This window comes from Massilia sp. Dwa41.01b (genome assembly GCF_014171775.1).
Lineage (GTDB): Bacteria > Pseudomonadota > Gammaproteobacteria > Burkholderiales > Burkholderiaceae_D > Telluria.
Genome location: NZ_CP050454.1, coordinates 4,203,560 through 4,216,724, shown reverse-complemented (window position 1 = coordinate 4,216,724; position 13,165 = coordinate 4,203,560). Strand labels below are relative to the sequence as shown.

Below are 13,165 nucleotides of genomic sequence, written 5' to 3'. Positions count from 1 at the left end.
TCATGGAGACGTCGTACCGCGTGGGCACGGGGCGCCCACCCTACCGACTTAGATCAGCCCCTCGAACATCAGCACATCCACCATCTCCCCCGCCTCCACATTGCCCTGCCCATCGTGCAGCACCACCATGCAGTTCGCCTCCGACATCGAACGCAGGATGCCCGAGCCTTGCGAGCCGGTGATGCGGACTTCAGGAGCGCCGTCGGCGCCGTGGGCGAGGATGCCGCGCTGGTATTCGGTGCGGCCGGGTTTCTTGCGAATTGACGCCACGCAGCGGGCGCGCAGCAGCGGCAGCGGGGCGTCGGCGCCCATCATGCGCAGCAGGGCGTCGCGCGCGAAGAAGTAGAACGAGACCATTACCGCTACCGGATTGCCCGGCAGGCCGAACAAAAAGGCGCTATGGCCGTTCGAGGCGATGCGTCCAAAGGCCAGCGGCCGGCCCGGGCGCATGCCGATCTTCCAGAAGGTGACGTCGCCCAGGCGCGCCATGATCTGTTTGGTGTAATCGGCCGCGCCCACCGAGACGCCGCCGGAGGTGATGATGGCGTCGGCGTTCTCGCAGGCGCTGCGCAATGCTTCTTCCAACGCCGCCGGATCGTCGCGCACCACGCCCATGTCGACGATGTCGCAGCCGAGGCGCTGCAGCATGCCGTAGATGGTGTAGCGGTTGCTGTCGTAGACGGAACCCGGCGCGAGCGGCTGGCCGATCGAGCGCAGCTCGTCGCCAGTGGAAAAGAAGGCCACGCGCAGGCGCCGCCGCACCGGTACCTCGGCCACGCCGAGCGAAGCGATCAGGCCCAGGTCGGCCGGACGGATCACGCGGCCGGCGCGCAGGGCGGGGCTGCCGGCCTTCAGGTCTTCGCCGGCGAAGCGGCGGTTGTCGCCCGGCTTGATGGTGCCGGCCCTGAGCACGATTGCGTGGGCGCCGTCTTCCATCACGAATTCCTGCGGCACCACGCTGTCGCAACCGGCCGGCATGACGCCGCCCGTCATGATGCGCACGCATTCGCCCGGGCCCGGCACCAGGCCGGCCGGGATGCCGGCATAGGCGGTGCCGATCACGGCAAAGCGCGCTTCGCCTTCGAGCGGCACATCCTCGCCGCGCAGCGCGTAACCGTCCATGGCCGAATTGTCGTGCGCGGGCACGTCGATGGTCGAGACGATGTCGCGCGCGAGCACGCGCCCGTGGCCGCACGTAGCGCCACCTGCTCGACGGCGCCTACCGGCTGCACGAAGCTGCGGATGATGTGCTGGGCGTCCTTCACCGGCAGCGCGTCCGGATCGTAGCCGGACAGGCAGCTCGTCACGTCGGCCAGGCGCGGCGCGCGCGGCGCATCGAGCGCCTGCAGTTCGTCCAGCGTATTGATGTTGCGAAAGGCATCCCCATCCTCGAACAGCACCTCGACCGCCTTCAGGTCCCTGTACCAGCCATCCATGCGCCGGCCGCCCTCCATCAGGTAGCGCGACAGCACCGGCAGGTGTTTCACCTTCACCAGGCAGAACACGGGATGCGGCTGCGGACGCCGGCCGGGTTCTGGGTGACGGCGAATGCCAGGTCGGCGTCCTGCGCCTCCAGCGCGGCCAGCAGGCGAGCGGCCAGGTCGGGTGGCAGGAAGGGCGAGTCGCAGGGCGCGGTGAGCAAATATGGCGTGCCGCAGTGGCGCATGCCGACCGCCATGCCCGCCAGCGGCCCGGCAAAGCCTGGCAGCTCGTCCGGCCATACCGGCACGCCCAGCGCCGCATAGGTGTCCAGGTTCTGGTTGGCGTTGATCGCGACGCTGCCAACCTGGGCGCCGAGCCGCTCGAGCACGTGGTCCACCATGGTCTTGCCGCGAAACGGCTGCAGGCCCTTGTCCACCTGGCCCATGCGCGTGCCGCGTCCGCCCGCGAGGATCAGCCCGCTGATCGATTCATGCTTGTTCATATTGTTGTCAACCGCCGATATAGGACATTTCGACTTTTTTCGCGCCGGCTTTCGTGCCGGCAGGCTCGATGCCGCGGGTTTCGGAATAACGGTCCGTGCGGCCGCGCCAGAGCTGGGCGATGGCGCCGCCGATCGCCAGGTCATCTGCACCACTGCGCAGCAGGGCGCGCAAGTCATGGCCGCGGGTGGCGAACAGGCAGGTGTACAGTTTGCCTTCGGTCGACAGGCGCATGCGGCTGCAGTCGCCGCAGAAGGCCCCGGTGACGCTGGAGATGACGCCGATTTCCCCGCTGCCATCGGCATAGCGCCAGCGCGATGCCGTTTCGCCGGCATAGTTGGCAGCAAGCGGCAGCAGGGGCAGTTCGGCGCCGATGCGGCGCACCACCTCGCTCGATGGCATGACTTCCTCCATGTTCCAGCCGTTCGAGGCGCCCACGTCCATGTATTCGATGAAGCGCAGGATGACGGGCGAGCCCTTGAAGTGGCGCGCCATCGGCAGGATCTGGTCGTCGTTGCTGCCGCGCTTGACGACCATGTTGACCTTGATCGGGCCGAGGCCGGCGGCATGCGCGGCCTCGATCCCGGCAAGCACGTCGGCCACCGAGAAATCGACGTCGTTCATGCGCCGGAACACGCTGTCGTCGAGGGCGTCGAGCGAGACCGTGACGCGGTCCAGCCCGGCATCGCGCAGGCTGCGCGCCTTGCGCGCCAGCAGCGAGCCATTGGTGGTCAGGGTCAGGTCGAGCGGGCGGCCGGACGGTGTCGGGATGGCGCGCAGCATCGCCACCAGGCGCTCGAGGTGCTTGCGCAGCAGCGGCTCGCCGCCGGTCAGGCGGATCTTTTCCACGCCATGGGCGACGAACAGGCCGGCCACACGCGCGATTTCCTCGAACGAGAGCAGCTCGGCATGCGGCAGGTAGGGGTAGTCCTTGCCGAACACTTCCTTCGGCATGCAATACACGCAGCGGAAGTTGCAGCGGTCGGTCACGGAAATGCGCAGGTCGTGCAGCGGACGCGCCAGCGCATCGACGAGCGTGCCGCCCGGTGCCACGGGTGTTGCCGGAACGGCCAGCGCAGGGTGGCGCAAGTCGTTCAGCATGAAGATTTTTCAGCCATGCCAGTACGATAGCACGAGCCCCGCCAGCGCACAGGCGCCGAGCAGGCCGATGGTGCCGACCCGGTAGCGCAGCAACGCCACCGCCGCCAGCACGCCCAGCACCAGCGCCTGCGGCTGCAGGCTGCCGCCGGCAAAGAAGACTTCTCGGCCGAAATACAGGGCCAGGCTGGCGATCACCCCGACCACCGCGGCCGAGATGGCGGTCAGCGGCGCGGTCAGGCGCAGGTTGCCGCGCGTGGACTCGACCAGCGGCCCGCCGGCCAGGATGAACACGAACGAAGGCACGAAGGTGAACAGGGCGGCGACGCAGGCGCCGGCGATGGCGCCGAGTACCGGCGCGGCCGGTCCGAACACGGCATGGGTCCAGCCGCCGACGAAGCCGACGAAAGCGACGATCATAATCAGGGGCCGGGCGTGGTTTCGCCCAGCGCCAGGCCATCGATCATCTGCGACCCGCTCAGCCAGCCGAAGTGCTCGACCGCGCCCTGCACCACGTAGGGCAGCACGGCATAGGCGCCGCCGAAGGTGAGCAGGGCGGTCTTGGTGAAGAACCAGCCCATCTGCGCCAGGGTGCCGTGGGCGCCGCCCCAGGCGGCCAGCAGCAGCCAGCAGGCCAGCATGATGCCGACGCCGATTCCCACGACCGCTGCCAGCCGCAAGCGCGAAAAGCGGGCATGCGCGGGCGTCGGGGTGTCGTCGTCGATGAGGGCGCGCGGACGCGCCGTTCCCGCCTGCGCGTGCGCGGCATGGCCGGGTGCCTGGAAGGCTTGCGGCCGCAGGCGCGCCCCAGCATGCCGGCCAGGGCCGCCGCCAGCACGATCAAGGGAAACGGTACGCTCAGCAGGGCGATGGCGACAAAGGCGGCGGCGGCGATCGCCACCAGGATGGGATTGCGCAGCGTGCGGCTGCCGATGCGCCAGGCCGCCGCCAGCACGATCGCGACCACGACCGGCTTGATGCCGTTCATGATGCCGGTGACAAGCGTCAGGTGGCCGAAGGTGAGGTAGATCCAGGCCAGCCCGATCAACATCAGCAGCGAAGGCAGGATGAACAGCACGCCGGCGACGATGCCGCCGCGGGTGCGATGCAGCAGCCAGCCGATGTAGACAGCGAGCTGGGTCGCCTCGGGGCCGGGCAGCAGCATGCAATAGTTCAGCGCATGCAGGAAGCGGCCTTCGGAAATCCAGCGGCGGCGCTCGACCAGTTCGGTGTGCATGAGCGCGATCTGGCCGGCGGGGCCGCCGAAGCTGATGAAGCCAAGCTTGAGCCAGTAGAGGAAGGCTTCGCGCAAGCTGACCTGGGCGGGGAGGGCGGCATCGTTCATGGCGGCGGTTTCCCGTGAAATCGAGCGAAAAAATCGATGTAAAAAAGGGAAGCACGCGGCTTCCCTTTTTCGTTCGGATCGCTACCCGGTTACTGGCGGGTATCGACCTGGATCAGCGGCTCGTCGGCCAGCTTTGGCGCCGGCTTGCGGGCGCGGCCCGCGCACCGGGGCGGCAGCTTGCGCCGCCGCTTCCCGGCTGCGCGCAGCTTTTCCGGATCGGTCGAGGCCAGCGTCAGGCCGGCGGCACCGAGCAGTTCGCCGAGGTCGGCCGGCGCGCTTGCCGCAGCCGGGGCTGGAGCAGGTGCTGGGGCAGCCGGGGCTGGAGCAGGTGCTGGGGCAGCCGGGGCTGGAGCAGGTGCTGCCGGAGCGGCGACTGGCGCTTGCGGTGCGGCGGCAGCTTGCACGGCTGGCGCAGGTGCGGCAGCGACCGGAGCCGGCTGCGCGACCGGTGCCGGCGCAGGAGCAGCGGCGGCCGGAGCGGCAGCCGGTGCAGCCTTGACCGAGGTCGGGAAGAACCAGGCCTGCGCGGTTGGCGCCGCGACGGTGAAGTTGCCCGCCGCTGCGCTTGCCGATACAGCCGAAGCAGGGGCCGGAGCCGGGGCTGGCGCTGGCGCGGCAGCGGCCTGAGCGGCCCGTTCGGCAGCTTTGGCCGACGCGGCAGCCGACGCGGTAGCCGACGCGGTAGCCGACGCAGCCACCGACGCAGCGGTCGGGAACGGCCATGGGCCCGGCTCGGCCGACTGCTGCCTGCCTTCGCCACGCGGCTTGCGGCCGGACTTGGCGGCGGCTTGCACCTTGGCTGCTTCCTCGTCGGCGACCGGCGTAAAGGCCGGGGTGGCGCCCGCTTCGCCGTTTTCCGGCGTTTCGATGCCATCGACGCCATCGCGGTCGCGGCGGTTGCGGTTGCGGCCACCGCGGCGGCGGCGGCGGCGCGGCTCGTCGCCGCCCTCGAGATCGGTTTCCTCGCCGTTCGGGCCCAGCGTGGTCACGGCCTTGACGGCGTGCTCGAGCAGGTCACCGTGCGGGGTGGTCGTCGACAGTTCGGCTTCCGGCGGCGCCGGGATCGCGTGGATGGCGCTCACCTCGTCGAGCTTGGCTTCGACCGGCTGCTGGCGCTCGCTGCGTTCACGCGGCTGGCGTGGTGCACGCTCGGGACGCTCGGCGCGTTCCGGACGTTCGCCGCGTTCGGCGCGCGGTGCGGCCTGTGCGGTGTCGGCAGGCTCGCGCGCTTCACGCGGAGCACGCGGCTCGCGTGGCGGACGCGGCTGGCGTGCCGGCTTGCCTTCGGTCTCGGCAGCTTTGACGCTGTCTTCGACGCCGGCTTTCGCGGTCTCGTCGCGGTCGCGGCCCTTGCGGCCTTCGTTACGGCCCTCGTTGCGTCCCTCATTGCGACCATTCCGGCTGCGCTGGCCACGGCCGTTGCGCTCGCCGCGTTCGGCCTGGCCTGGCGTCGCCGCGGCCGGCTTGGCCGGTTCGGCAACGACCGGCGCCTCTGCCGGGGCAGGAGCGCCGCCGAAGAAGGCGCGCAGGCGGGCGAAGAAGCCGGCCGGGGCAGGGGCGGCAACCGGTGCGGCTGGTGCGCTTGGCGCTTCGGCGGGCCTTGACCGGTTTCGCGGCCTCGCTGCGGTCGACCACGGGCGCCGGCTGGGCCGGGGTGATGGTCTTGACCATGGCTTCCTGGCGCGGCTTGGCTTCTTCCTTCTGGCGCTTGCTGTAGGCCATGTCGGTTTCGGCCGATTCGGCCAGCGTGTAGCTGGACGGCGCTTCTTCGAGGCGCGGATCGTCGTGCTTGATGCGCTCGAGCTTGTAGTGCGGGGTGTCGAGGTGCTTGTTCGGCACCAGGATCACGGTGATGCGGTGGCGGTTCTCGATCTTGAGGACTTCGCCGCGCTTTTCGTTGAGCAGGAAGGCGGCGACGTCGACCGGCACCTGGACGTGGATGGTCGCCGAGTTTTCCTTCATCGCCTCTTCCTGGATGATGCGCAGGACTTGCAGGGCGGACGATTCGGTATCGCGGATGTGGCCGGTGCCCGAGCAGCGCGGGCAGGTCACGTGCGAGCCTTCCGACAGCGACGGACGCAGGCGCTGGCGCGACAGTTCCATCAGGCCGAAGCGGGAAATCTTGCCCATCTGGACGCGCGCACGGTCGTGGTGCAGGGCGTCCTTCAGGCGCTGTTCGACTTCGCGCTGGTTCTTTGCGACTTCCATGTCGATGAAGTCGATGACGATCAGGCCGCCCAGGTCGCGCAGGCGCAGCTGGCGCGCCACTTCGTCGGCCGCTTCGCAGTTGGTGTTGAAGGCGGTGGTCTCGATGTCCGAGCCGCGCGTGGCGCGTGCCGAGTTGACGTCGATGGAGACCAGGGCTTCGGTGTGGTCGATGACGATGGCGCCGCCCGATGGCAGCGGCACGGTGCGCGCGTAGGCGGTTTCGATCTGGTGTTCGATCTGGAAGCGCGAGAACAGCGGCACGTCGTCGCTGTAGCGCTTCACGCGGTGCGCCATGTCGGGCATCACGTGGCTCATGAACTGCTGGGCCTGGTCGTAGATTTCGTCGGTGTCGATCAGGACTTCGCCGATGTCAGGCTGGAAGTAATCGCGGATGGCGCGGATGACCAGCGACGATTCCTGGTAGATCAGGAAGGCGCCCGATGCCGACTTGCCGGCGCCTTCGATCGCGCGCCAGAGTTGCATCAGGTAATTCAGGTCCCACTGGAGTTCTTCGACATTGCGGCCGATGCCGGCGGTACGGGCAATCACCGACATGCCTTGCGGCAAATCCAGCTTGTCCATCGTCTCCCGCAGTTCCTGGCGCTCTTCGCCTTCGACACGGCGCGACACGCCGCCGCCGCGCGGGTTGTTCGGCATCAGGACCAGGTAGCGGCCGGCCAGCGAAATGAACGAGGTCAGGGCCGCGCCCTTGTTGCCGCGCTCTTCCTTTTCGACCTGGACCATGATTTCCTGGCCTTCGCGCAGGGCTTCCTTGATGGAAGCATTGCGGACGTCGACGCCTTCACGGAAATACGTGCGGGCAACTTCTTTGAAGGGGAGGAAGCCGTGGCGGTCTTCGCCGTAGCTGACGAAGCAAGCTTCGAGGGAGGGTTCGATGCGGGTGATGACACCCTTGTAGATATTCGACTTGCGCTGTTCGCGCCCGGCCGTTTCGATATCGATGTCGATCAGTTTCTGGCCGTCGACAATCGCTACGCGCAGTTCTTCTTGCTGCGTAGCGTTAAACAACATACGTTTCATTTTATTGCTCCGCGACCCGTGGGTCGTTCCAAAGCCGCCTTGCCAGGGCGGCGAACTACAGGGACATACGCGGGAGGGGAGAGCTGGAGGGGGGTATGCCCGGGCGTGCGGCAGAGCGAGCAACGAAGCCCGCCGCCGCAACAGGGCGCATGGAATCGATCGTCATGCCGAGGGCACGCCAACCCCGGGCCGCTCATCCCGAGCGGCACGACAGGGTGAGGCAATGCGCGCAAAACCAGCCAGACCGTTTATGACGAACATCTCCTGGACTTCGACGACAGGCGATGGAGTCAGCCTTGTCTGTGAAGCCTGCAGGATGACGCCTGCAACGGGTCGGGCGAAACGACAAGCGTTATCGACACCATCAACCGGCAAGCCCACCACCTAACAGAATTCTATTGGGGCAAGCTTGCTGGTACTTATCCTTACAGTTCCAAACAATCCAATCCGGCACTCCTGCGCGTGAACCGATTACAACTGCGGTGCAACCCTGATCCACGCAGGAATGTGCGTACACGTTTTTTCCATCGAATTTGCATGCCAGCGGGGCCGATGGAGCGCGCCCCTGTGTAAAATATCGTTTTAATTCTTACACCTGCAGAGGTTTGACCGCCGCATGTCGATTATATATTCAAAATGAAGGACTTAGAGAGAATTTCTGGGAAGACAGTCCAAATGAAGATGCAAAACGATGTTGTTCCCCCTTCATCAGCGGCGTTGGCAGCACAGTTCGTTACGATCACCGAGGAAGAAGCCGGCCAGCGCATCGACAATTACCTGCTGCGGGTGTGTAAAGGCGTTCCGAAAAGCCACATTTACCGGATCCTGCGATCCGGCGAAGTCCGGGTCAACAAGGGCCGGATCGACCAGCTGTACCGCCTGGAAGCAGGCGACCTGGTGCGTATTCCACCGATCCGCATCGCCGAAAAAACGCATACGGCGCCGGTACCGGGCGCGGAATTTGCCATCGTCCACGAAGACAGTCACCTGCTCGTCATCGACAAGCCGGCCGGCGTGGCCGTGCATGGCGGCTCGGGCGTGTCGTATGGCGTGATCGAACAATTGCGGGCATCGCGCCCGGATGCGAAGTTTCTGGAACTGGTGCACCGGCTCGACCGCGAGACCTCGGGCTTGCTGCTGCTGGCGAAGAAGCGCTCGGCGCTGACCAACCTGCACGAACAAATGCGCGACGGCCATACCGACAAGCGCTACCTGACCGCAGTGGCCGGCAACTGGGTCAACAAGCGCCAGCACGTGAAACTGCCGCTGCATAAATACACGACGCCGGACGGCGAGCGCCGGGTGGTCGTGCAGGCCGGCGGCATGGAATCGCATACGGTCTTCAGCCTGCTGCGCAAGTGGGAGGATTTCGCCCTGCTGGAAGCCGAACTGAAGACGGGGCGTACCCACCAGATCCGCGTTCATCTGTCATCGTCGGGCTTTCCCATTCTGGGCGACGAGAAATACGGCGATTTCGCCCTCAACAAGCAGCTGCAGAAGGCGACCGACAAGCGCGGAGCCCTGCGCCGCATGTTCCTGCACGCCCATAAAATCACGTTCACGCACCCCGATACCGGCAAGCCAATGACGCTGCAGGCACCCTTGCCTGCAGAGTGCGACCGTTTCTTGTTAAGCTTGGGGCAGGCGCTCAACTGAATCGAAGAACGTTGACTGCGGTGGCGCACCCGACGACAACCATGACAGGAGCCGGCACGTTGCCGGAAGAAATGCCAAGAAAGCTATTTGATCTGATCGTTTTCGACTGGGACGGCACGCTGATGGACAGCACGGCCGCCATCGTGCGCTGCATCCAGGCCGCCGCGCGCGATGTCGGCCTGCCGGTGCCAAGCGACGAGGCGGCGTCGCACGTCATCGGCCTGGCCCTGCCCGAAGCGATGCAGGCGGCAATTCCCGACATGGCGCCGGCGCTGTACCCGCGCCTGGTCGAACGCTATCGTTACCATTTCCTGACGAAAGACCACGATCTGGTCCTGTTCAAGGGGGTACGCGAAATGTTGAGCGAACTTTCGCAACAGGGCTATTTCCTGGCGGTCGCCACCGGCAAGAGCCGCGTCGGCCTGAACCGGGCGCTGAACGCGACCGGCCTGCTGTCGACTTTCGACGCCACCCGCTGCGCCGACGAGACCTTTTCCAAGCCGCACCCGGCAATGCTGCAGGAACTGACGCGCGAACTGGGCCAGGACATGCGGCGCACCGCCATGATCGGCGACACCACCCACGATCTCATGATGGCGAACAATGCCGGCGCCACCGGTATCGCCGTCGAGTATGGCGCCCATCCGGTCGACCAGTTGCAGGCTTGCCGGCCGATGTACTCGGCCCGGACCGCGGTCGAGCTGCACGCCTGGCTGGCCGAGTACGCGTAGAATCGATGGCCGGCGTTTACATATGCGCGTCCGAAGCACTGGTCGACGGCGGCCTGGGTGTGCGCTTTCCGGTGAGCCTGTTCGGCGAAGCGGCGACCGGCTTCGTGGTGCGTTTCGGCGGCAAGGCCTATGCCTACCTGAACCGCTGCGCCCACGTGCCGATGGAACTCGACTGGGAGCAGGGGCGCTTTTTCGAATCGAGCGGCGAATTGCTGATGTGCGCGACCCATGGCGCCGTCTACCGCCCGGAAACCGGTGTCTGCACGGGCGGTCCGTGTCGCGGCGGCAAGCTGCGCCCGATTGCCGTGCACGAGGCCGACGGCAAGGTGTACTGGGAGCCCGACGAACGGGTTGGCTTGCCGCTTGCCTGAACGGGGAAACACATTGATGCACTTCGGACCGATCCAACTTCAGCGAACACTATGAGCGATCATCTTCACAACGACGGCGACAGCCGGTTTGTCGCCAATCCGACGGCCGGCAACTGGGAGCGCGAGACGCTCGAAAAGCTCGTCTTCGCCACCATCAAGGAGCGTCGGGCCGCGCGGCGCTGGAGCATCTTCTTCCGGCTGGCCTTCCTCACCGCCCTGGTGGTCGGCCTGTGGATGTATTTCGACCTGAGCTTCGGCGGCGACGACGAAAACCTGGGCCGCCACACGGCGCTCATCGAAATCAACGGCGAAATCGAAGCCGAGGGCAGCGGGGCGGCCGACAACGTCATCCCCTCGCTGAACAAGGCCTTCGCCGATGCCGGCTCGGCCGCGGTGGTGCTGCGCATCGACAGTCCCGGCGGCAGCCCGGTGCAGGCCGGCATCATCGTCGACGAGATCCGGCGCCTGCGCCGCGGCTATCCGGATAAACCGCTGTATGTCGTGGTCGACGAGATCTGCGCCTCGGGCGGCTATTACATTGCCGCCGCGGCCGACAAGATCTATGTGAACAAGGCCAGCATCGTCGGCTCGGTCGGGGTGCTGATGGACAGCTTCGGCTTTACCGGCACCATGGAAAAGCTGGGCGTCGAGCGCCGCCTGCTCACGGCCGGCGCCAACAAGGGCTTTCTCGACCCCTTCAGCCCGCAGTCGGAAAAACACCGCGCCCACGCCCAGGAAATGCTCAACGAGATTCACCAGCAATTCATCTCGGTAGTGCGGGCAGGGCGCGGCACGCGCCTGAAAGAAACGCCGGAAACCTTCTCCGGCCTGTACTGGACCGGCGCCAAGGCCGTGGACATGGGCCTGGCCGATGGCTTCGGCACGGTCGACACGGTCGCGCGCGACATCGTCAAGGCCGAGGACATCGTCGACTACACGGCGCACGAGGGCTTGCCGGAGCGGGTGCTGAAGAAATTCGGCGCCTCGGTGGGCGCCGGTGCCATGAAGGCGATGTCGCGCACGACGCTGCCGAAGCTCAATTGAGCCGAGACGCGGGTCGACGCCAGTGCGGACCCGCGTTGACCTTATATTCTGCAATATGTTCCTTGAAACCCGCGGAAAATGGTCTATAGTGGAACTCGTAGTTCCTCCCAGGCGGGGCGATGAAATGAAGCTGTTTGCCATCCTTAACCTGAGATGCTACCCACCGCATGCGTGCGGTTTTCGAGAGAATTCAATTCCTCACAGTTGTAGCCCTACCCGGGAGCGAAAACGACGGCGCAAGCCGTCGTTTTCATTTTGGGCCCAGCTGACGCTATCTTCGCTCTTCTTGCTGCGTACACGCATGCCGCTGCGTTCGCGCGGGCGAAGCGGCAGCTTCGGGCAGGGTGGCGGGAATGGGAGGACGAGGCGCCGGCAGCGGGTGCCGGCGGCGTTTGCCTCAGCTGGCCGTGCCGTCCGGCGCGGCGTCGCACAGCGTGACCGCATCGTCGCTTGAAGCCGGTTCGTCGTGCTGGACGAAGCCGCCGCTCTCGAGCCAGGCTGGAATTCGCGCTGGGCGCGGGCAAACCAGGCCGCGCGCAGCGGTGGGGCGGGCGCTGCCGGCCAGGTGCGGCAGGCAGCAGCCGGCGGTCCAGCGTGCGAGCGCCAGGTTGGTGGGGAAGATTGCCGTATGCGAACGGGCTAGGGAAAGGCGCGCTGCCCGTACCGAGGCGGCAGCGGGCGGGAGCGTAGCGACGTCGTGGGGCATGAGCTTCACTGGTTGCATGTCATCCTCTTGTTGTGCTGGAGCGTCCAACGAAACCTGCGTAGATGCGTCTTGCACCGCGCTTGTCGTCGACTGCTCCCAGGTTGTTGAGTAATTAATCCGAGATTGCCTGGTTAGCAATCGGACACGCTGTAGTCCGATTCCTAATGGAGTTGAAGTCTATCAATGGATTGCTCGGGGGGATTGATTTATCTCAAACGAGTAAGAGGTAACTATCCTCTGAGTAATAGCTCCGCAGTCTATGCCCACCCCTGGGCCTTCTGTTACAGTCTCGCCCATGAGTAAATTATCCCTGGACCGCATCCTGCAATCGCAAGGCTTCGGCACCCGCAAGTACTGCCGTGCCCTGATCGAGGACGGCGACGTCGCCGTCAATGGCACCATTGTCGACACCTATAAAGGCAGCGTCGACACCGAGGGCCTGGTACTCACCGTATTCGATGAAGAATGGGTGTATCGCGAGCACGTCTATATAGCACTGTACAAGCCGGCGAACTTCGAGTGTTCGCGCAAGCCCAGTCACCACCCGGGCGTGCTCACACTGCTGCCCGAGCAGTTCGGCTGGCGCGACGTCCAGCCGGTCGGTCGCCTCGACCACGACACCACGGGCCTGCTGCTGATGTCGGACGACGGCCCCTTCATCCACGCCCAGTCCTCGCCCAAGCGCCACGTGCCCAAGGTCTACCAGGCCACCACCGCCGATCCGGTGACCCCAAAGCTGGTCGAACAATTGCTGGCGGGTGTGCAATTGCACGACGAGCCGGCGCCGCTGCGCGCGGTGTCCTGCGTCCAGCGCGGCGAGCACCTGCTCGAGATCGTGCTGGAGCAGGGCAAGTACCACCAGGTCAAGCGCATGCTGGCCGCGGCCGGCAACCATTGCAGCGCGCTGCACCGCTCGGCGATCGGCGCGCTTCAGCTTTCGTCGCTCGGCCTCAAGGAAGGCGAGTGGTGTTTCCTCGAGCCCGAACAGCTCGCGCTGCTGGTGCCGGGCTGAGTGGTATTTCGCCCATCAGGGGGCTACTGCG

The 13,165-nt window shown here is 66.2% G+C and carries 7 protein-coding genes and 4 pseudogenes; 5 read left to right on the top strand and 6 right to left on the bottom strand.

Translation table 11 applies throughout. The features are described 5' to 3' along the window. Positions 1-48 precede the first annotated feature (48 nt). From glp to G4G28_RS19395, 5 genes and pseudogenes are all read right to left on the bottom strand, one after another. Positions 49-1,349 (bottom strand): annotated as a pseudogene (glp, locus tag G4G28_RS26785) (gephyrin-like molybdotransferase Glp). Continuing rightward, positions 1,338-1,924, bottom strand: a pseudogene (gene mobA / locus G4G28_RS19410) (molybdenum cofactor guanylyltransferase MobA); the annotation flags it as partial. The pseudogenes mobA and glp, both read right to left, overlap by 12 nt. 7 nt (positions 1,925-1,931) lie before the next feature. Beyond that, entirely contained in the window at positions 1,932-3,023 is a 1,092-nt protein-coding gene (gene moaA / locus G4G28_RS19405; RefSeq protein ID WP_183107732.1) for a GTP 3',8-cyclase MoaA, read from the bottom strand. Positions 3,024-3,032: 9 nt separating this feature from the next. Continuing rightward, positions 3,033-4,365: pseudogene (chrA, locus tag G4G28_RS19400) on the bottom strand (chromate efflux transporter). Positions 4,366-4,454: 89 nt separating this feature from the next. Further along, a pseudogene (locus G4G28_RS19395) lies at positions 4,455-7,614 on the bottom strand (Rne/Rng family ribonuclease). Between the two features lie 675 nt (positions 7,615-8,289). Here G4G28_RS19395 and G4G28_RS19390 point away from each other — a divergent pair. From G4G28_RS19390 to G4G28_RS19375, 4 genes are all read left to right on the top strand, one after another. Further along, positions 8,290-9,270 (top strand): RluA family pseudouridine synthase, encoded by a 981-nt coding sequence (locus tag G4G28_RS19390; RefSeq protein WP_182989537.1) that lies wholly within the window; start codon positions 8,290-8,292, stop codon positions 9,268-9,270. Between the two features lie 71 nt (positions 9,271-9,341). Further along, positions 9,342-10,001 carry an HAD-IIIA family hydrolase gene (locus tag G4G28_RS19385; protein ID WP_182989536.1) on the top strand — a complete coding sequence of 220 codons (660 nt, stop codon included), beginning with the start codon at positions 9,342-9,344 and terminating at the stop codon, positions 9,999-10,001. A 5-nt stretch (positions 10,002-10,006) separates the two neighbouring features. Next, entirely contained in the window at positions 10,007-10,372 is a 366-nt protein-coding gene (locus G4G28_RS19380; RefSeq protein WP_182989535.1) for a Rieske 2Fe-2S domain-containing protein, read from the top strand. 51 nt (positions 10,373-10,423) lie between these two features. Next, positions 10,424-11,416: a S49 family peptidase gene (locus tag G4G28_RS19375; protein WP_182989534.1), complete on the top strand. Its 993-nt coding sequence runs from the start codon at positions 10,424-10,426 to the stop codon at positions 11,414-11,416. A 397-nt stretch (positions 11,417-11,813) separates the two neighbouring features. Here G4G28_RS19375 and G4G28_RS19370 read toward each other — a convergent pair whose 3' ends face one another. Beyond that, entirely contained in the window at positions 11,814-12,140 is a 327-nt protein-coding gene (locus G4G28_RS19370; protein ID WP_183107731.1) for a hypothetical protein, read from the bottom strand. Positions 12,141-12,417: 277 nt separating this feature from the next. Here G4G28_RS19370 and G4G28_RS19365 point away from each other — a divergent pair, with 277 nt between their 5' ends. Further along, a complete protein-coding gene (locus G4G28_RS19365; RefSeq protein ID WP_182989532.1) occupies positions 12,418-13,134 on the top strand; it encodes a pseudouridine synthase in 717 nt (238 codons plus the stop codon). Positions 13,135-13,165 lie beyond the last annotated feature (31 nt).

Excerpts from the sequence above, each read along its gene's own strand:
- moaA (WP_183107732.1), bottom strand. The coding sequence starts at position 3,023 with ATGCTGAACGACTTGCGCCACCCTGCGCTGGCCGTTCCGGCAACACCC.
- G4G28_RS19390 (WP_182989537.1), top strand. The coding sequence starts at position 8,290 with ATGAAGATGCAAAACGATGTTGTTCCCCCTTCATCAGCGGCGTTGGCA.
- G4G28_RS19385 (WP_182989536.1), top strand. The coding sequence starts at position 9,342 with ATGCCAAGAAAGCTATTTGATCTGATCGTTTTCGACTGGGACGGCACG.
- G4G28_RS19380 (WP_182989535.1), top strand. The coding sequence starts at position 10,007 with ATGGCCGGCGTTTACATATGCGCGTCCGAAGCACTGGTCGACGGCGGC.
- G4G28_RS19375 (WP_182989534.1), top strand. The coding sequence starts at position 10,424 with ATGAGCGATCATCTTCACAACGACGGCGACAGCCGGTTTGTCGCCAAT.
- G4G28_RS19370 (WP_183107731.1), bottom strand. The coding sequence starts at position 12,140 with ATGCAACCAGTGAAGCTCATGCCCCACGACGTCGCTACGCTCCCGCCC.
- G4G28_RS19365 (WP_182989532.1), top strand. The coding sequence starts at position 12,418 with ATGAGTAAATTATCCCTGGACCGCATCCTGCAATCGCAAGGCTTCGGC.